Annotated in this window: 19 protein-coding genes; 2 read left to right on the top strand and 17 right to left on the bottom strand. The window is 72.4% G+C overall.

Going from position 1 to position 19088, the window contains the following annotated elements:
- Positions 1-14 precede the first annotated feature (14 nt).
- Positions 15-1199 carry a kynureninase gene (gene kynU / locus ACWD3I_RS08570; RefSeq protein WP_365408033.1) on the bottom strand — a complete coding sequence of 395 codons (1185 nt, stop codon included), beginning with the start codon at positions 1197-1199 and terminating at the stop codon, positions 15-17.
- Positions 1192-2031 carry a tryptophan 2,3-dioxygenase family protein gene (locus tag ACWD3I_RS08565; RefSeq protein WP_365408036.1) on the bottom strand — a complete coding sequence of 280 codons (840 nt, stop codon included), beginning with the start codon at positions 2029-2031 and terminating at the stop codon, positions 1192-1194. Before ACWD3I_RS08565 ends, kynU begins: the two co-directional genes overlap by 8 nt.
- Positions 2032-2242: 211 nt before the next feature.
- Here ACWD3I_RS08565 and ACWD3I_RS08560 point away from each other — a divergent pair, with 211 nt between their 5' ends.
- Positions 2243-2950, top strand: coding sequence for a response regulator transcription factor (locus ACWD3I_RS08560; protein ID WP_046262307.1), 708 nt, complete (start codon positions 2243-2245; stop codon positions 2948-2950).
- Here the strand turns inward: ACWD3I_RS08560 and ACWD3I_RS08555 are convergent.
- The 15 genes from ACWD3I_RS08555 to ACWD3I_RS08485 form a co-directional block, all read right to left on the bottom strand.
- Positions 2936-4633: a sensor histidine kinase gene (locus ACWD3I_RS08555; RefSeq protein WP_365408039.1), complete on the bottom strand. Its 1698-nt coding sequence runs from the start codon at positions 4631-4633 to the stop codon at positions 2936-2938. The genes ACWD3I_RS08560 and ACWD3I_RS08555 overlap by 15 nt on opposite strands.
- 120 nt (positions 4634-4753) lie before the next feature.
- Entirely contained in the window at positions 4754-5962 is a 1209-nt protein-coding gene (locus ACWD3I_RS08550) for an ABC transporter permease (RefSeq protein WP_365408042.1), read from the bottom strand.
- Between the two features lie 8 nt (positions 5963-5970).
- The gene (locus tag ACWD3I_RS08545) at positions 5971-6681 is read right to left on the bottom strand and encodes an ABC transporter ATP-binding protein (RefSeq protein ID WP_365408045.1); all 711 of its coding nucleotides are present in this window, start codon (positions 6679-6681) and stop codon (positions 5971-5973) included.
- Positions 6678-7931: a peptidoglycan-binding domain-containing protein gene (locus tag ACWD3I_RS08540; protein WP_365408048.1), complete on the bottom strand. Its 1254-nt coding sequence runs from the start codon at positions 7929-7931 to the stop codon at positions 6678-6680. Before ACWD3I_RS08540 ends, ACWD3I_RS08545 begins: the two co-directional genes overlap by 4 nt.
- Positions 7932-7933: 2 nt before the next feature.
- Positions 7934-8500 carry a hypothetical protein gene (locus ACWD3I_RS08535; RefSeq protein ID WP_365408051.1) on the bottom strand — a complete coding sequence of 189 codons (567 nt, stop codon included), beginning with the start codon at positions 8498-8500 and terminating at the stop codon, positions 7934-7936.
- 178 nt (positions 8501-8678) lie between these two features.
- Positions 8679-9092 (bottom strand): DUF3151 domain-containing protein, encoded by a 414-nt coding sequence (locus ACWD3I_RS08530; RefSeq protein WP_365408054.1) that lies wholly within the window; start codon positions 9090-9092, stop codon positions 8679-8681.
- A 42-nt stretch (positions 9093-9134) separates the two neighbouring features.
- Positions 9135-10601 carry an MFS transporter gene (locus ACWD3I_RS08525; RefSeq protein WP_365408057.1) on the bottom strand — a complete coding sequence of 489 codons (1467 nt, stop codon included), beginning with the start codon at positions 10599-10601 and terminating at the stop codon, positions 9135-9137.
- Positions 10602-10662: 61 nt separating this feature from the next.
- The gene (gene fbaA, locus ACWD3I_RS08520) at positions 10663-11685 is read right to left on the bottom strand and encodes a class II fructose-bisphosphate aldolase (RefSeq protein WP_365408060.1); all 1023 of its coding nucleotides are present in this window, start codon (positions 11683-11685) and stop codon (positions 10663-10665) included.
- Positions 11686-11815: 130 nt separating this feature from the next.
- Positions 11816-12367 carry an orotate phosphoribosyltransferase gene (gene pyrE / locus ACWD3I_RS08515; RefSeq protein WP_365408063.1) on the bottom strand — a complete coding sequence of 184 codons (552 nt, stop codon included), beginning with the start codon at positions 12365-12367 and terminating at the stop codon, positions 11816-11818.
- A gap of 10 nt (positions 12368-12377) precedes the next feature.
- Positions 12378-13166, bottom strand: a complete 789-nt coding sequence (locus tag ACWD3I_RS08510) for an aldose epimerase family protein (RefSeq protein WP_365408066.1) — start codon at positions 13164-13166, stop codon at positions 12378-12380.
- Between the two features lie 103 nt (positions 13167-13269).
- Positions 13270-14379: an SRPBCC domain-containing protein gene (locus ACWD3I_RS08505; RefSeq protein WP_365408069.1), complete on the bottom strand. Its 1110-nt coding sequence runs from the start codon at positions 14377-14379 to the stop codon at positions 13270-13272.
- Positions 14380-14453: 74 nt separating this feature from the next.
- Positions 14454-16085, bottom strand: a complete 1632-nt coding sequence (locus tag ACWD3I_RS08500; RefSeq protein WP_365408073.1) for a polyamine aminopropyltransferase — start codon at positions 16083-16085, stop codon at positions 14454-14456.
- 125 nt (positions 16086-16210) lie between these two features.
- Positions 16211-16747, bottom strand: a complete 537-nt coding sequence (locus ACWD3I_RS08495; RefSeq protein WP_365408076.1) for a DUF2617 family protein — start codon at positions 16745-16747, stop codon at positions 16211-16213.
- 382 nt (positions 16748-17129) lie between these two features.
- Positions 17130-17354: a hypothetical protein gene (locus tag ACWD3I_RS08490; RefSeq protein ID WP_365408079.1), complete on the bottom strand. Its 225-nt coding sequence runs from the start codon at positions 17352-17354 to the stop codon at positions 17130-17132.
- Between the two features lie 28 nt (positions 17355-17382).
- Positions 17383-17670, bottom strand: a complete 288-nt coding sequence (locus tag ACWD3I_RS08485) for a hypothetical protein (RefSeq protein WP_365408082.1) — start codon at positions 17668-17670, stop codon at positions 17383-17385.
- A 214-nt stretch (positions 17671-17884) separates the two neighbouring features.
- Here ACWD3I_RS08485 and ACWD3I_RS08480 point away from each other — a divergent pair, with 214 nt between their 5' ends.
- Positions 17885-19045 (top strand): pyridoxal phosphate-dependent aminotransferase, encoded by a 1161-nt coding sequence (locus tag ACWD3I_RS08480; protein WP_307028046.1) that lies wholly within the window; start codon positions 17885-17887, stop codon positions 19043-19045.
- Positions 19046-19088 lie beyond the last annotated feature (43 nt).

Raw genomic sequence — 19088 nt, 5'->3', positions numbered from 1 at the left:
GCGACAGCAACGCCTCACGCCACGACCTCCCCCAGCACCCGGGCCGCCCGCTCCACGTCCCCGAACCCGACGTACAGCGGCGTGAACCCGAACCGCAGCACGTCCGGGGACCGGAAGTCGCCGACCACACCCCGCTCGATCAGCCGCTTCATCACGTCCCCGGCGTCGTCGCAGCGCAGCGCCACCTGACTGCCGCGCTCCTCGTGGGCCGCCGGAGTCACCGGCTCCACCCGCCCCGCGGGCACGTACGCGGCCACGCACTCCAGGAAGAAGTCCGTCAGCGCGAGGGACTTGGCGCGCACCGCCTCGATCGAGACGCCGTCCCACACCTCGAGGGCCGCCTCCAGCGCCAGCATCGACAGGATGTCCGGCGTACCGACCCGCCCGCGCAGCGCACCCGGCGCCGCCTCGTAGTCGGGCCGCATCCCGAAGGGCTCCGCGTGGGAGTTCCAGCCGGGCAGCGGGGAGTCGAAACGGTCCTGGAGACCGGAGCGCACATAGAGGTACGCCGGTGAACCGGGCCCGCCGTTCAGGTACTTGTAGGTGCAGCCGACCGCCAGGTCGACCCCGTGCTCGTCAAGGCCCACCGGCAGCGCGCCCGCGCTGTGGCACAGGTCCCAGACCACCACGGCACCGGCCGCGTGCACGGCCGCCGTCAGCCCGGGCAGGTCGTGCAGCCGGCCCGTGCGGTAGTCGACATGGTTCAGCAGCACGGCCGCCGTACGCTCACCCAGCACCCCCGGCACCTCGGACGGTGTCACGGGACGCAGCGTGCAGCCGGTCATCCGGGCCGCGGACTCGGCGATGTACCCGTCGGTGGGGAAGGTGGTCGCGTCGACCACGATCTCGTCCCGACCGGGCCCCGCCATCCTGACCGCCGCCACAAGGGCCTTGAACACGTTGACACTTGTGGAGTCACCGACCACGATCTGCCCGGCCGCCGCCCCCACCAGCGGGGCGATCAGATCGCCGATCCGCTCGGGCGCGGTCCACCAGCCGCTCTCGTCCCAGGACCGGATGCGCAACGCACCCCACTGCCGTCGTACGACGTCCTCGACCCGTCCCGGGACGGCGGCGGGCAGCGCACCCAGCGAGTTCCCGTCCAGGTACACGACGTCGTCGAGCACGAACTGCGCACGCAGGGCCGCCAGTTCGTCGGCGGCGTCCAACTTCTCGGCACGCACGATGAGTTCAGACATGGGACCGCGCCGTCCACAGCTCGGGGAACACGTTCTTCTGCGCGCGCTTCTCCAGCCAGGCCACCCCGGCCGAACCACCCGTGCCCGCCTTGGAGCCCATCGCGCGCCGCGTGGCCACCAGATGGTCGTTGCGCCAGCGCCACACCAGCTCGGCGACATCGGTCAACGCCTCGCCCAGCCGGGCGACTTCATCCGTGGCGTCACCGGAGTAGACGGCGGTCCAGGCCGCCTCGACCTCGGCCGACGGCTCGTAGCGCCGCGACACGTCACGGCTGAGCACCGGCTGCGGGATGGCGTGCCCGCGGCGCGCCATCAGCCGCAGCACCTCGTCGTACAGGCTCGGCTCGTGCAGCGCCTTCTCCAGCTCCGCGTGCACACGCGGCGCGCCACGGTGGGGCACCAGCATGGACGCGGACTTCTCGCCGAGCAGGAACTCCATCCGGCGGTACATCGCGGACTGGAAGCCGGAGCCCTCGCCGAGGGCGGCACGGTAGGAGTTGAACTGGGCCGGCGTGAGCTGTCCGAGCGGCTTCCAGGACGCGTTCAGCGCGTCCAGCTCGCGGACGGAACGCTTCAGGGCGTCGACCGCGACCGGCACGTCGTCGGAGCGGAGCGCTCGCGCGGCGGTCTCCCACTCGTGGACGATGACGGTGAACCACAGCTCCATGACCTGGGTCGTGACCAGGAAGACCATCTCTCCGGGATCGTCGGAGAGGGTGTGCTGGAGGTGGGTGAGCACGTCCGCCTTGACGTAGTCCTCGTACGGCGTCGTGCCTTCGAAGTCGAGATGCGGAGTCTCTGGCTCCTGAACGTCATGAGCCTCGTGGGACATCGCTGTCTCCTGTTATGTACTCCGGGTAGCGGTCCGCCCCTGCCGTTACCGACACGGGGGCCCCGGTCCCCGCCAGGCATCCTCTTCGATGGTCCCGCGAAAAGGCAAGGTTCGCCCCATCACACCGGGCGGACCCGGCACCGCCGCCTGTACTACGGTTCTGGAGCGCGCGGGACCGCGCCGGGGGAAGGCATGTGCTGGGGGAGAAGCGTTGAACGCTCGGATTCTGGTGGCCGAGGACGACGAGAAGCAGTCCCGACTGATCCGGATCTACCTGGAGCGGGAGGGAAACGCGGTGCACGTCGTGGCCGACGGCCGCGCCGCGCTGGAACGGGCCCGTTCGTCGAAGCCGGATCTCATCGTGCTCGACGTCATGCTCCCGCTGGTCGACGGACTCGACGTCTGCCGCATCCTGCGCACCGAGTCGGCCGTCCCGATTCTGCTGCTGACCGCCCGCACCACCGAGGAGGACATGCTCCTCGGCCTGGACCTCGGCGCCGACGACTATCTCACCAAGCCGTACAGCCCCCGCGAACTGACCGCACGGGTACGGGCGTTGCTGCGCCGCTCCAGGAACTCGGGCGGTGCCGCGGAGCCCGCGGTGCTGCGCGTCGGTGCGGTGGAGCTGGACACCGCGCGCTTCGAGGTCCGCGTCGCCGGACGGCCGGTGACGCTGACCGCGAAGGAGTTCGCCATCCTGGAGATGCTGGCGCGGGAACCGGGCCGGGTCTTCACCCGGGCGCAGATCATCGAGCGCGTCTTCGGCTTCGACCGGGACGTCATGGAGCGGACCGTCGACGCCCACATGATGAACATGCGCCGGAAAGTGGAGGCGGACCCGCAGCGGCCACGCCTCCTGGAAACGGTGTACGGCCGGGGCTACCGCCTCGCGGAGGGCTCGGACTCAGCCCGCTCCTGAAGCCCTCGAAGTCCCCGCAGCCCCTGAAGCTCCGGACCCGCCGACGCCGTCCGGTACCGCCGGCAGGCTGACCCGGAAGGTCGTGCCCACGCCGACCGCGCTGCGCACCTCGATCGTGCCCCGGTGGTCGGTGACGATCTGGCGGGCGATGGACAGCCCCAGACCGCTGCCGCCGGTCGCCCGCCCCCGGGAGGCGTCGGCCCGCCAGAAGCGGTCGAAGAGATGCGGCAGGTCCTCGGCCGCTATCCCCCTGCCGGTGTCCCGGATCTCCATCTCCGCGACGGCCGGCTCGCCCTGTGCGAGACCTTGTGGGAGCAGGGCCAGGGTCACGGTCCCGCCCGCCGCGGTGGCCCGCAGCGCGTTGCCGACCAGGTTGCCGACGACCTGGCGCAGCCGGTCCGGGTCCGCGGTCACGATGACGGGCCCCGGCGCCTGCAGCTCGAGCGCGACGCCCGCCGCCTCGGCCTGGGCGCGGTGGGCGGTGCGGCCGGCCTCCAGGAGGTCGCGCAGATCGACCGCGACGGGGTGGTAGGTGAGCGCGCCGGCCTCCGCCAGGGCGAGATCCTGAAGATCGTCCACGACCCGCTGCTGCAGCAGTGCCTCCTCGTGGAGCGAGGCGAGCAGTTCCGGGGTCGGCTCGACGACACCGTCCCGCAGGGCCTCCAGATAGCCGCGCAGATTGGCCAGCGGGGTGCGCAGCTCGTGCGCGATGTCACCGGTGAGGCGGCGCTGGCGCTCCTCACCGGCCTGGAGGGAGTCGGCCATGCGGTTGAAGGCGCCGCCGAGCTGCGCGATCTCGTCCCGGCCCAGCACGGGCACGCGTCGCGCCAGGTCGCCCTCGCCCAGCCCCTTCGCGGCCAGGGTGATGGCGCGGACGGGGCGCAGTACGGCCCTGCTCAGCAGCAGGGCCCCGAGGATGACCGCGAGAGCCACTCCCACCGCGACGGCCACGGTGGGCGCGGCGGCCAGGGTGGGCGGCGCGTCGTTCCGGACACCGAGACGGATCTCCAGACGCGGGGGCGCGTCGGCGGCGACCCGCTCGTTGAAGACCCGCCGCAGGCAGTCGACGGGCCGCTGCTCGGACTCACACGGCCGGAGGGCGGCAATATCCTCCTGGGTCGGTCTCTCCGCCTTGGTGCCCGGCCGCACACACTGAGCGGGCCGGCGGTCGGTGCTGATCCGGGGGACGCCGTTGTCGCCCGGCCGGGCCGTCACCTGGGCCCCGGCCCGCGTCAGACACGCCGCGTAGACCACTGTGGCGCGGTACTCGGCGATCGTCACGGCGGTGATCTTCATCGCTCCCCGCGGCACCAGACCCGCGGGGAGCCGCAGGACGGGGCGCGCGTCCACCAGCACCGCGGGCTGACCGCTCAGCGCCCGGGGAGTACGGCCGGCCAGGGCGTCGGAGTCGGCGAGCAGGACGTCGGACTCGGTGGCGATCCGGATGCGCTGACCGGTGTCCCGGGCGAGCTCGGCCACGGTCGGCGACAGTCCCTCCCAGGTGCCGTGGGCGAATCCGTAGGCCTGGAGTTCGCCGGTGATCCGGGAGACCTCCTGGCGGCCGGCCGCGGCGGTCTCCTGCACCTGACGGTTGGCCTGCCGCAGGGTCAGCCAGGCGGTGGCGGCGGTGGCGGCCAGCGCGACCACCATGAGCAGACCGAGAACCCTGATCCGGAAGCTCATCGCGGTCCGCCCTCGGCCGCCGCAGCGCAGGGACTCAACGTGACTCCTGTTCCGTACGGGACCGCCGGGACCACCGGGACCGCCGACGAGGAAGGGGCGACAAGGAATGTCCGACGGTACTCACGTGCCGGCCAGCGCCTCCGTCGGCGCCAGCCTGCTCGCCCGGACCGCCGGGTACAGGCCGGCGATCATGCCGATGAGCAGCGTCGCGGCGACGCCCGCCACGCTCGCCCAGGCCGGGACGACCGTAGGCCAGTCGCGGCTGAGGGCATAGCCCGCGGTGATGAGGGTGCCGAGGACCGTTCCGGCCAGGCCGCCGATGAGGGAGAGCAGCAGGGACTCCGTCACGAACTGTGTGCGGATCTGGCCCCGGGTCGCTCCGAGGGCGCGGCGCAGGCCGATCTCCCCACGCCGTTCCAGGACAGAGATGACCATGGTGTTGCCCACGCCCACGCCACCGACCAGCAGGGCGACCCCGCCGAGGCCGAGCAGCAGTCCGGTCAGCGCGGACTCGGTGGCCTCCCGGGCGGCGAGCGCGTCGGAGGGCCGTGAGATCCGTACCTCGCCCGGATTCTCGGGGTGGGCGGTGGCCGGGAGCACCGCCCGTACCGCGGTGACCTCGCTGTCCTGGGCGCGCACGTACACCGTCGACGGATGGCCCTCGAAGCCCAGATAGGTCCGGGCCGCCGACCAGCCGACCAGGGCGGCGCTGTCGAGCTCCGGAGCGAGCGGTACCGGATCGAGGACGCCGATCAGCGAGAACCAGCGGCCGCCGAGCCAGAGACGGGTCCCCGGGGTGTACACGTCGAGCCTCTGGGCGGCCGTGGCGCCGAGGACGACGGCGGGGTACTCGTCGGTCGCGGAGTCCAGCCAGCGGCCCCCGCGGACCTGACCGCCGACGGCGGGAAGGAGTTCGCGGCCGGCCGCGAGAACGGTCAGCGAGCCGGTGCGGCCGATGGCGATGCGCTCGTTGCGGTACACGTGGGCGTCGGTCGCGCCGGTCGCCGCGACCTGCCGCACCGGCGGAATCCGGCGGATCATCGAGACGGCCTCGTACGGCAGTTCGGCCTTCTCTCCCGCGAGGGACTCGCCGGGGGCGACCCGCAGCAGGTTCGTACCGAGCGCGTCGAGCCGCCGGTCCACCTCCGCCTGTCCGGAGCCGGAGATACCGACCACCGCGATCATGGCGGCGACGCCGATGGCGATACCGAGCGCGGACAGGAAGACCCGCAGCGGCCGGGTCCGCAGACCGGTCCCGCCGAGCCGTACGACATCGGCGGGCCGGAGCCGCGCGGCGCGCAGCGGTTCCCGCCGGACGGAGTTCGGCACGCTGTCCTTCACCGCTGCGCTCCGCTCGTCGTGCCGCGCACCGTGTCGCCGACCAGCCGGCCGTCGCGCATCTCGATACGACGGGGCAGCCGGGCGGCGATCTCCCGGTCATGGGTGATGACCACGACCGTCGTACCGCCCGCGTGCAGTTCGCGCAGCAGTTCCAGTACGGCGGCTCCCGACCCGGAGTCGAGGTTTCCGGTCGGTTCGTCCGCCAGCAGCACCGACGGTCCGCCGACCACCGCGCGGGCGACCGCGACGCGCTGCCGCTCGCCGCCGGAGAGCTGGTGCGGCAGATGGTGGACGCGGTGGCTGAGCCCGACCCGGGCCAGCGCGGCCGCGGCCCTGGCCCGGCGGCGGCGCACCGGGACGCCGGCGTAGAGCAGGCCGTCCGCCACCGAGTCGAGTACCGGAACGCCCACCGCCAGGTGGAACTGCTGGAAGACGAAGCCGATCCGGGTGGCCCGCAGTGCGGAGACCTCGCGGTCGGACAGCTTCGCCACGTCGTGACCGTCGATCAGGACACGACCCGTAGAGGGCCGGTCGAGGCTGCCCATGAGATGGAGCACGCTGGACTTGCCGGAGCCCGACGGGCCGACCACGCCGACCAGTTCGCCGCGCCCGATGCGCAGACTCACGTCACGGACCGCGGCCACCGGACCCGGATACGTCTTGGAGACCGCGTCGAACTCCACGACCGCGGGCGGAAGTTCACTCACTCCGGGATCCTCACCTTCATGCCCTCGCGGACCGCGGGGCCGCTGACCTCCACCTTGCCGTCGGCGAAGAGCCCCGTCCGTACGGCGACGAACCGGCCCTGCTCGGTCTCCAGTCCGTGCCCGCCCTCGGTGAGGGCGACCAGCGCGGCGACCGGTACGGCCAGCACGTCCTTGACCTCACGGCCCACGTACTCGACGGTGACGGGCCCGCTCTCCAAGCGCCCCACGGACTTCTGGTCCCTGATGGTGACGGTGACCGGCACCGTGGCGCCGCCCTGCCCCGAGTCGCCCTCGCCACTCCCCTCGGGCGCGGTCGCCTGCTTCCCCACCGACGCCACCTCGCCCTTCACGGTCTTCCCGTCGGGCAGCCGGACGCGGACCCCTGTACCGCGTACGGCCCAGGCGGCGTCCGCGGCGGAGGCGTCGACGACGACCTTCCGGGCGGTACCGGTGTAGGTGAGGGTGTTCTCTCCGGCGGCGTCGCCGAGCCGGACGCCCGGCCGGCCGATCCGCACCTGGCCCGTGGAGTAGACGACGTCACCGAGGCCGACCGTCCCGGTCTCGGGCAGCCCGAGCGATTTCTGCCAGCGCTCGACCGCCTGGGCCGTCTTGTCGGTGAACGTCTCGTCCACCGTGAAGCCGGTGTAGCCGAGTGCGGCCAGGTTGGTCTCGAACTGCAGGACGTCCATGCCCTTGAGCTCGGTCTGCGTGGAGGGCTCGGCCGGTGCGGTGGACTCGGCCGGTGCGGTGGACTCACCGACTTTCCGGGACCCCGTGTCCGTCGTGTCCGTCGTATCCGTCGTGTCCGTGGTGTCCGTGGTGGCGGTCGTGGCGGTCAGCGCCAGATCCCGGTACATGGGCAGCCTCCCGTACAGGAGCACCACGGGACGGTCGTCGACGCGCAGCAGCACGCCCCCGCGCCGCACCGTGGCACCCTGCTCCGGCAGCCAGGTCACCGTGCCCGTCGCCCTGACCGGCAGCGGTATCTCCGTGCCGTATCCCAACCGGCCGTCCACCCGGGTGCGTTCGGTCAGCGTCGCGCGGGTGACCGGGACGACCGAGCCGGCCCGGGACGGTGCGCCCGGGCCCTCCTCCTCGCCACCGCCGAGCCCGAGAGCTCCGACGACGGCGACGGCCGTCACGACGAGGGCGACGGCGGAGGCGATGAGGGCCGTACGCCGCCTCGGTCTGCCGCGCGCCGGCAGCGGCACCGCGTCGGCCTTTTCCGCCGTGTCCGCGATATCCGCCACGATCAGCCCTTGCCGGGGCTCGGAGTCGCCGGAACCCCGATGATCGGCCCGCAGATACGGGTGGCCCGCTTCGCACCGGCCGAGGTCTGGTCCCATTCGCCCTCGCCGAGACCGTCGGGCCCCGGGTCGGGGAAGTCGGCGGCGCCGTTCTTCTGCATGCACTCGGCGTACTCGCGCTCCACCGCGATCTGCTCGGCGGAGCGCGGGGGCTGGTTGGCCTTCTCGATGCTCTCGGGCACGGCGGGCAGGTCCTTGCCGCATTTCTGGGTGGCGGCCAGGAACTTGGGGTCCTTCTTCAAGGCGCGTTGAATGTCGCCGCCGCCGAAGTCGATGTTCCCCTTGGCGTCCGGGTCCGGCGCGTCGATGCCGTTCTCCCGGAGGCACTTCACGTACTCCCGCCGGGCCTGCACATACGCGGCCACGTCGTCCCCGGCGCTCTGCGAGGCCGACACTCCGGTGCCGCCGTCGGCCGTCGGGACCTCCGCCCCGTCGCCACCGCTCCCACAGCCGCCGACCACGAACACCACGACCGAGGCCGCCACGGCCGGCAGTATCCGATACGTCCTCATCGGTTCTCCCGCTCTCCTGTCGAACCCGTCCGCGACCGCGCCGGGCAGGCCGACCGTAGGCCGGAGCCGATGAAGAACTTTTGAAGAACCTGTCAGCCGATCATGCGGCCGCGGCGGGGCGGGAAAAGCGCGGGGCCCGCCTGGTCACCGCCGGACGGGCCCCGCACCGGAGACATCCCTAGCCCAGCGTCTGTGCCGCCACGGGGGAGGAGTCCTTCAGGAACTGCGAGCAGCGCTCGTACTCCTCCTGCTCACCGATCGACCCCGCGGCGCGGGCGAGGGCGTGCAGGGCGCGCAGGAAGCCGCGGTTCGGCTCGTGCTCCCAGGGCACCGGGCCATGGCCCTTCCAGCCGTTGCGGCGCAGCGAGTCCAGACCGCGGTGGTAGCCCGTACGGGCGTAGGCGTACGACTCCACGACGCTGCCCCGCTCGAAGGCGTCGTCGGCCAGCTGGGCCCAGGCCAGCGAGGACGTCGGGTACTTCGCGGCGACATCGGCGGGCGCGGTACCGGCGGCCAGCAGCTCACGCGGCTCGGGGTCGTCGGGGAGGTGGGTCGGGGGCGGTCCCCCGAGGAGATTTTCGTGAATCGACATGGGTCAAGTCTCCTCCATCGGCGGGGGTGGCCGAGGGCCCCGCTAGGCCAGACGCTTCCGCGCCCGCTGCCCCTCCAGCGGAGGTGCCATGACGGACCCGTGGTGGAGGCACTCCGGCCGGACGCAGTCCGGTGGGAGGGTTCGTACGGTCGCGAAGGCCACGCCGGCCCCCAGCACCAGCAGCCCGGCACACACCGTCATCGCCCGTCCGAACGCGTCGTCGAAGGCGGCCGGCGACCGGTACGCCTCCTCCCCCATCCCGGCGATCAGCGGCAGCGCGGCCACCGCGATCAGGCCCGCCACCCGGGCGGCCGCGTTGTTGACACCGCTGGCCAGGCCCGCCCGCCCCACGTCCACGGAGGCCAGGACGGTCGCGGTCAGCGGGGCGACCAGGCCGACCATGCCGAGGCCCAGGACCAGCAGGGCGGGCAGGACGTCGGCGACGTACGAGGCGTCCTCGCCGACCCGCAGCATCAGCAGCATCCCCGACGCGCACAGCAGCGGCCCGGCGGTCAGCGGGATACGGGGGCCGATGCGGTCGGCGAGGGCGCCCGAGCGGGCGGAGAACAGCAGCATCAGGGCGGTGGTCGGCAGCAGGGCCGTCCCCGCGCCGAGGGCCGAGTAGCCCGAGACGACCTGGAGCTGGAGCACGGCCAGGAAGAAGAAGCCGCCGAAGGCCGCGTAGACGCAGAGCGTGACGAGGTTGACGGCGGTGAACTGCTTCGACGCGAAGATGTCGAGCGGCATCATCGGGTCGGGGCGGCGCTTCTCGACGACCACGAAGGCGACGGCGGCAGCCACCCCGGCGACGGCCGTCACCACCACCGCGAGCGACCCTTGGCGGGCCTCGATCAACGCGTACGTCACGAACGCCAGGGCCAGCGCGCCCAGCACCGCGCCGAGCACGTCGAAACGGCTGTGGACCCGTCCGTCCCCGGACTCCGGGACATGGCGCACCGCGATCGGGGCGCACAGCAGCGCCACCGGCACGTTCAGCAGGAACACCCAGCGCCAGCCCGGCCCGTCCACCAGCCAGCCGCCCAGGAACGGCCCGACCGCCGCTCCGATGCCGCCGAACCCGGACCACAGGCCGACGGCCCGGCCCCGGTCGTCGGGGTGGAAGGAGGCCTGGATGAGGGCGAGCGAGCCGGGGGTGAGGAGCGCGCCGCCGACCCCTTGCAGGGCACGGGCGGCGATGAGGACACCGGCGTTCGGCGCGAGTCCGCACAGCAGGGAGGCGGCGGCGAACCAGACCACGCCCACGACGAAGATCTTGCGCCGTCCGTACCGGTCCCCGAGCGATCCGCCCAGCAGGATCAGCCCGGCCAGCGTCAGCATGTACGCGTTGACGGTCCACTGGAGGGCGGCGAGATCCGCGTCCAGGTCTTCGCCGATACGGGGAAGCGCCACATTGACGACGGTCGAGTCCAGCAGCGCCATGCTGGAGCCGAGCACGGTGGTCAGCAGGATCCACTTGCCTTGCGGCGAGGACAGCCGGACATCGGACATGCCCCAGGTATACAGCGAGCCCGGCGCCGTAGACAGACGCCGGGCTCGTGAGGACCGCGGGTTACTTGAGCTTCGTGCCCGTGGAACGCAGGTTGGCGCAGGCCTCGGTGACGCGCGCGGCCATGCTCGCCTCGGCCAGCTTGCCCCAGGTGCGCGGGTCGTAGGTCTTCTTGGAGCCGACCTCGCCGTCGACCTTCAGGACACCGTCGTAGTTGCGGAACATGTGGTCCGCGACCGGGCGGGTGAAGGCGTACTGCGTGTCCGTGTCGATGTTCATCTTCACGACGCCGTTGTCCAGCGCGAGCGCGATCTCCGCCTCGGTGGAGCCGGAGCCGCCGTGGAAGACGAAGTCGAACGGGGACGCCTTGCCGTACTTGGCGGCCACGCCCTCGTTCAGCTCCTTGAGGAGCTCGGGGCGCAGGACGACGTTGCCCGGCTTGTAGACACCGTGGACGTTGCCGAAGGAGGCGGCCAGCAGGTAGCGGCCCTTCTCACCGAGACCGAGGGCCTCGACGGTACGGATCGCGTCGTCGACCGTGGTGTAGAGGGAGTCGTTGATCTCGTGCGAGACGCCGTCCTCCTCGCCACCGGTCGGGGTGATCTCGACCTCGAGGATGATCTTCGCGGCGCGGGCGCGCTCGAGGAGCTCCTGCGCGATGGACAGGTTGTCCGCGAGGGTCTCGGCCGAGCCGTCCCACATGTGCGACTGGAAGAGCGGGTTCTCGCCCCGGGCCACACGCTCCTCGGACACGGCGATCAGCGGCCGCACATACCCGTCGAGCTTGTCCTTCGGGCAGTGGTCCGTGTGCAGCGCGACGGTGATGTCGTACTTCTTGGCCACGATGTGCGCGAACTCGGCCAGCGCCACCGAACCGGTGACCATGTCCTTGTTGTACTGACCGCCCAGGAACTCGGCGCCACCGGTCGAGATCTGGATGATGCCGTCGCTCTCGGCCTCGGCGAAGCCGCGCAGCGCCGCGTGCAGGGTCTGCGTCGAGGTGACGTTGATGGCCGGGTAGGCGAACTTGCCCGCCTTCGCCCGGTCGAGCATCTCGTTGTAGACCTCGGGAGTTGCGATGGGCATCTGACCGCTCCTTGATTGTGCGGGTTGGCTGGTTCCTTACGGCCCTGACCTAGGGGGCGACGTCATCGTCGGCCCCATCTTTCCAGACTTGACCGGATGGTCCCGCCCTCGGTCTCAACCTGTGGATGACTCAGTCCAGGCCCAGCTCATCCTTGGAGAAGGCGAAGCGATACGGAACCCCCGCGCCCTCCTGAATCTTCTCCGCCGCACCGGTCGCGCGGTCCACGATCGTGGCGACGGCGACGACCTCGGCGCCCGCCTCCCGCACGGCCTCGACCGCGGTGAGCGGGGAGCCGCCGGTGGTGGAGGTGTCCTCGACGACCAGGACCCGACGGCCCGCGATGTCGGGGCCTTCGACGCGGCGCTGGAGACCGTGCGCCTTGGCGGCCTTGCGGACGACGAAGGCGTCGATCTTCTTCCCACGCGCGGCGGCCGCGTGCAGCATCGCGGCGGCGACCGGGTCGGCGCCCATCGTCAGACCGCCCACCGCGTCGAAGTCGAGGTCGGCGGTCAGGTCCAGGAGCACCTGACCGACCAGCGGGGCGGCCTCACCGTCGAGGGTGATGCGGCGCAGGTCGACGTAGTAGTCGGCCTCCAGACCCGAGGAGAGGGTCACCTTGCCGTGGACCACGGCCTTGTCCTTGATCTGCTGCAGCAGCGTGCCGCGTACGTCGTCCGTCATGCCTGCCAGCTTAGAGGCGGCGCCAGCTCCAGGTCGTCGAGGCCTCCAGCGGCTCCAGGGGCGTGACCAGGCGGGGCGCGGTGTTCAGGCCGTTGGGCGGCCCGGTCTGCGGCTCCACACAGACGGCCTCGGCCTGCTCGTCGTAGACCACGACCCACTCCTCGCGGGAGGCGACGGTGAGCTCCAGCTGTCCCGGCCAGGTGAGCGTGACGTCCACTCCGCCGGGCATCCCGAAGCAGTCGTCCCACGGGCCGGGCTCGGGGTCGAGACGGTTGCCGGTGGGCAGGTGGTCGTCACCGCGCTCCTCCTGCCAGGCGGCGGAGAAGGCCAGTTGTACGTCCTCGCCACCGAGGGTCCTGTTGAACCACGGGTGCCAGCCGATCTGGGCCGGGAAGGAGGAGTCGTACGTCTCGACGGACATGGTGAGCGTCACGGCGTCCGGAGTGAGGGCGACCTGTTGCGTGATCCGGCCCGGGTGGGGCCAGGGCTCGACCAGGTCGTACGTGATGACCGCCTCGTCCGTCGTCGTGCGCGCGATGCGCCAGGCGCCGTCGCGGGCGGTGCCGTGGATGGCGTGCGGCGGGGAGTTGAGCGGCATCTGATGGACCGTCGCCCCGTCCCGGAAACGGCCGTCCCTGATCCGGCCGCACCAGGGCACCATCGGGAAGCAGCCGAAGCGCTCGCCCTGCCGCAGCAGTTCGGTACCGCCGACGCGCAGTCCGCCGATCCGGCCGCCGTTTCCCGGCAGCACGGTCACCTCCGCGTCGCCCGCGGTCAGCGTGATGGGTTCGTTACTCACGGGACGACCCTACTGGGGTGATCAAGGGGGTGCTTCCGGCCATCCCCGATTCCCGCCGCCCGGACGTCGGCGCCACGGTTCCGGCCCACCTCACCCTGCTTCCTCAGTGCCGCTTGCGCAGCGCCCGGCCGACGACGATCGCCGACGCGACGACGAGGGCCGCCGCGGGGGCCGCCCAGCGGAGGGTGGAGTGCGGGGCGCCGGTCTGCGGGGCGGGCACGGGCGCGTACCGGCCGCGCGGCGGGGCGTGGTCGACCTCCTCCGCGCTCCGGCCGATCATCGTGCGGCGCGCGTGCGCGGCTTCGGCGGGGAGGTCGGGGGTGAAGCCGGCGGGGGTGGCGGGTTCGGGCTCGACGAGTCCGGGGGTGGGCTCGTCCGGGGCGTCCGGGGCGTGCGGGGCTTCGGGGGCGGTGGGTTCGTCCGTGGGCACCGCTGTGTCGTCGGCGTCGGGGACGGCCTCGGCGTCGCCCGTCGCGGAGGGTTCGAGGTCCTCGGTGGCTTCGGGGGCGAGGGGGGCGGCGGGCTCGGTGGTGCCGGCGTCCGGAGTCGCTGCCGGGGAGGCTTCGGCGGGGTCCGGAACGTCGGCGCCCTCGGCGGCGGCCGGGGGTTCGTCGCGCTCGGTGCTCTCTGCGGCCGAAGGCTCGCCACGCTCGGCGGCCGGTGGCTCGTCGCGCTCGGTGCTCTCGACGGCCGGGGACGCGGTGCCCTTGGCCGTCGGTGGCTCGGGGGCTTCGGTTGCCGGAGGTCCGGCTGTGTCGGTGGCCCGCGTGGTCTGCGTGCCCCGCTTCGGTTGCGCCGACGCTCCCAGGTGCTCCGCGAAACGGTTCAGCAGCCGGGCGACGGCCGAGGTGACGGCCTCCGGCGGAAGCTCCTTGATGCGGCCGTCGGCGGAGGCGGTGCCGTCGAAGGTGAGCCTGGAGCCGCCGTCGGCCTCGTCCACCCTCAGCGTGAGGGCGAGTTTCACCACGCCGGTGCCACGGGCCTCGGTGGCGTCGCCCTCGACAGCGTAGGAACCGTCGTCCTGGGCGGAGAGGCGGGCCGAGCCGCGGTAGGTGATGGTGTGGCTGCCGACGCGCACTTTCAGCCGCCCGGTGACGGGCTCGGCGCCGACGTCCTGCTGGAGCCCGGGAACGGCCCGGGCGAACCGAACGGGATCGGCCAGCGCCTCCCTGAGCCGCTCGGCCGGAACCGGAACGAACACCTCATGCTCCATGGTGGGCGAGCCTACCCAGTGGGCGCCGCCGCGCACCCTGGTTGGTCGAAAGTGACCGCGCGTCGGCGCGGGCCTCAATAGCGCGGATGCACCAGCGTCGACACCTCCGCTCCCTCGACCCGCGTCTCCTCCGCCGCCCTCCCGTCCGCCTCCAGTCCCGCCTGCGTCAGCGTCCGCTCCGACTCGTGGGAGTCGAGTCGCAGGACCGGGCGGCGGGCAGCGGCCAGGACGAACCCCCAGTCCCGCGGCGCCCGGCTCGCCCCCGTCGTACGGTCCGGGCCCGCGGCGAAGCCGGAGTCGCGGCCGCCCACGCAGTACGGCACCGTCCTGAGCCCCGCCGCGCGGATCGTCCTGTCCACCGTCCAGAAGACGCGGGGGCGGCTCGACACCGGACCGGCGTGCACCACCAGGCGCCCTCCGGGAGCCAGCGCCCGCCTGGCCAGGCCGTAGAACTCCTGGGAGTACAGCTTCGTGCTGGCCGTGATCCCGGGGTCGGGCAGGTCCGCGATCACCACGTCGTACACGCCCCGCGGCGCCCCCCGCAGCCAGTTGAAGGCGTCGCCCGTGGTGACCTGGACGCGCCTGTCGTCGTACGCGTGGCCGTTCAGCGCGGACAGCGCCGGGTCCTCGCGGGCCAGCCGTACCACCCCCGCGTCGAGTTCCACGACGTCCACCCGGTGCACATCCGGGTGGCGCAGCACCTCGCGGGCCGCCAGGCCGTCACCGCCGCCCAGGATCAGCACGCGTGCGTGCTCGCCGTACATCGCGGGGTGGACCAGTGCCTCGTGGTAGCGGTGTTCGTCGCGGCCGCTGACCCGCAGCCGGCCGTCGAGGAAGAGGTCGAGAGGGCGGCCTTGCGTGCCGCCGGTGAGGACGACCTCCTGGACGTCGGTCTGGAGGGCCACGCGTACGTCGTTGCCGTACACCGCCTGGCGGGCCGCCCGTTCGAAGTCGTCGACCAGGACGGCGGCCGCGGCCAGGGTGCCGAGCACGGCGAGGTTGGTGATCAGCAGCAGACAACGGGCCCGGCAGGACAGGTCCCGGCGGAAGAGGCCCAGCACCAGCGCGCCGCCCACGATCACGTTCACCGTGCCGGTGATCAGGGCGCCCGTCAGCTGGCCCAGCAGTGGCAGCAGCAGGAACGGAAAGGCCAGGCCGCCGACCAGCGCGCCCACGTAGTCCGCCGCGAACAGGTCCGCCACCGCGCCGCCCGGGTCCTGGCGGCGGATGCGCTGGATGAGCTCCATCAGCAGCGGGACCTCGGCGCCGATCAGCAGGCCGATGGCGAGGGAGAAGGCGACGAGGAGGCAGCGGGAGCCGTTCGCCCAGATGCCGCCCCAGTCGCCGGTCCAGGCGAAGGCGGCGTACAGGGCCATCGCGCTGAGGCCGCCCACGAGGGCGAGGGCGGCCTCGATCGCGCCGAAGGCGGCGGCCGCGTGCCAGCGCAGCCGCTTGGCGAAGAGCGAGCCGATACCCATCGCGAAGACCATGACGGACAGCACGACGGAGGCCTGGGTGACCGAGTCGCCGATCAAGTACGAGGCGAGGGCGACCAGTTCGAGTTCGTACACCAGTCCGCACGCGGCGCAGACGAAGACGCCCGCGAGGACCAGGAACCTGCCGATCCCGGGCCGGACGGGAAGCCGCGCGGGCCCGGCCCAGGGCGGCGTGGTGCCGGGTGGGGCGGGCGCGTGCGGTTCGATCACGTTGCGACGGTACGTCACGCCCGGTGTACGCTTCGTCACCCACACGTGTGGAACTGCGGGTCAATCGGGCGCGTGGCGTTTGTGCGACGTGAAGGGTGATCTCGTACGGGATCCCGGGCGTGCCGTCAGGCGCCGCTCGGGGTGAGCCGGCCCGCCGGGACTCTCACCCCCACCCGGGTCCGGGTCGCCACCAGCTGTCCGTCCTGCGGGTACGCGTGCCAGGTCCGCCACAGCACCTGCCCCTCGTGGCGCTGGGCCAGCAGCGCGGTGAAGGCGTGCGGGCTGCCGGGGAAGACGCCGGCGAGTCCGTGCGGGTGGTCGGAGACAAGGGCCAGCAACTCCTGGGCACGGCCCGCGAACTGACCCGGCGAGAGGACCTCCACCCGGGCCGCGAACTCGTACTCCCAGTCGCCGACCCGCTTGGCGACGCCCAGCGGCAGCGGTGTGCTGCTGCCCGGGATGCACGCCACCGTCTCCGAACAGGTGCCCCGCTCCTCCTCCAGGAGCACCTGATGGGACGCTCCGAGGAGTCTCAGCTCCAGCTTCGTTCCGTCGAACACGAGGTCGAGGGTCGCCAGTGCGGGGAGCGGCTCGCGCCCCAGGGCCCAGGCGAGGTCGGCCGCGCGCGTGTCGGTGTACGAGGTTTTCAGGGTCGTGAGCATGGATCGGCTCCGCTAGGCACGCAAAGGAAGAAAAGGGAGGTGTGGGTCCGACGCGCTCGGGTCGACACCGGCGGGGATTCGGCCCGGTCGGCCCGGTCGGAAGATCGGCAGGGGTGGCTCTGGGACGTCCGAAGGGCCGCTGCGTCAGGTGATTTAGAGAGAATCATGAACTGTGGCGCCGCCACAGCGTTTTTACCCAACTTCGTGGGGTTTCCATCCCTCAGAGGGCTCCACAGTTCAACTGTTCAACTACGGCGCACGCCAGGCCCGCCAGGGCGTGCGCCGGAGCGGCCGGGCGCTCTCGGCACACGAAGAGCCGGGCCCCACCCCCGTGCGGGCCCGGCTCTCGTCTTCCGGATGCGGGAAGCTCAGCTGCCCCGTGTCAGCTGCCCCCGCCGCATCCGCCCCCACCGCCCCCTCCGCAGGACGACCCGCCTCCGCAGGACGAACCGCCGCCGTCTCCCCCGCCGGCCCAGCTGTCGCTGCTGCCGCTGCCGTTGTTGCTGCCGCCGGACGACCGGTGGCCCCGCTGTCGGCGGCTGGACCCCGCGATCGCCATCAGGAGCAGGGCCAGGAACAGAACCAGCACGATGATCCCGAGAGCCATGAGCATGACCTCCCCCCTCTTCCGCGGCTCAGCTGCCGCCGCCGCCGCAGCCGCCACCGCCACCGCCACCGCAGGAGGACCCGCCTCCGCAGGACGAGCTGCTGCCGCAGGAGGAGGAGCTGGACGAGCCGCACGACGAGCCGACGCCGCCGCTCGCCCCGCCCCCGGCCCACCAGCTGCCACTGCTGTCACCGCTCCGGCGACGCCCCCGCGCCCCGGCCCGGCTCTTCGCGGCCTCCTTGTCCTCCCGAAGACTGAGACGTACGACCACGACGACGAATACTGCGGCAATCGCCAGGATGATGCCGATAACCATGGCGCCACCCTCCTTCCGTTTCCCCGAGACGACCCCCCGTGGGCGCCTCGCGTTGTGCGTGCGAGGGAGATGCCCCCGTGTCTCACCAGCCAAAGCAGAGTTGAGGAACTCCAGAGCTTGGGCGCAGGATGACCGCGACGGCCTTCTCCGGCACCGGCGAGAGGGCGGGCCGGGTGTGGACGGCCGGCGAGACGGGCGAGGAGATGGCGAGGACATGGGCGACAGGGCGCTGCTGAACCGCAGGCTGGACGGATTCGGCACGACGATCTTCGCGGAGATGTCGGCACTGGCCGTACGGACCGGCGCGATCAATCTCGGGCAGGGCTTCCCGGACACCGACGGCCCCGAGGCCGTACGGGAGGCTGCGGTGCGGGCGCTGCGCGAGGGCCGGGGCAACCAGTACCCGCCCGGGCCCGGCGTCCCCGAGCTGCGCACGGCCGTCACCGACCACCAGCACCGCTTCTACGGCCTGACCTTCGACCCCGACACGGAGGTCCTGGTCACCGCGGGCGCGACGGAGGCCATCGCGGCCACGATGCTCGCGCTGCTGGAGCCGGGCGACGAGGTCATCGCCTTCGAGCCGTACTACGACTCCTACGCGGCCTGCATCAGCATGGCCGGCGCCACCCGCGTCCCGCTGACCCTGCGCGCCCCCGACTTCCGCCCGGACCTCGACGCGCTCCGGGACGCGGTGACCGACCGCACCCGGCTGCTGCTGCTCAACTCCCCGCACAACCCGACCGGCATGGTGCTGACCCGCGAGGAGCTGACGGCGATCGCCGAGCTGGCGGTCGAGCGGGATCTGCTCGTGGTGACCGACGAGGTGTACGAGCACCTGACCTACGACGACGCCGAGCACATCCCGCTGATCTCGCTGCCGGGGATGCGCGACCGTACGGTCTCCATCTCCTCCGCGGGCAAGACCTTCTCCTTCACCGGCTGGAAGGTCGGCTGGATCACCGCGGCCGCGCCGCTGATCGCCGCCGTCCGTACGGCGAAGCAGTTCCTGACGTATGTGTCGTCCGGGCCGTTCCAGTACGCGATCGCGGAGGCGCTGCGGCTGCCGGACAGCTATTTCACCGGCTTCCGCGAGGAGCTGCGCGGCAAGCGCGACATCCTCGCCGACGGGCTCACCGCGGCGGGCTTCGAGGTGTTCCGGCCGCAGGGCACCTACTTCATCACCACCGACATCGCCGCCCTGGGCGAGAAGGACGCCCTGGCCTTCTGCCGCGGCCTGCCGGAACGCTCCGGTGTGGTCGCCGTCCCCAACTCGGTCTTCTACGACGACAAGGAGGCCGGCCGCAGCCAGGTGCGGTTCGCGTTCTGCAAGCGGGACGAGGTGCTGCGCGACGCCGCCGCCCGCCTCCTGCGGTAGACCGCCGACGCGGCGTGCTGCGTGGCGGCGCTGGTGGGAGGAG

The sequence above is a fragment of the Streptomyces sp. NPDC002817 genome, assembly GCF_053592055.1.
The sequence above is the reverse complement of the archived record's forward strand: the minus strand, read 5'-3'. Positions and strand labels throughout refer to the sequence as shown.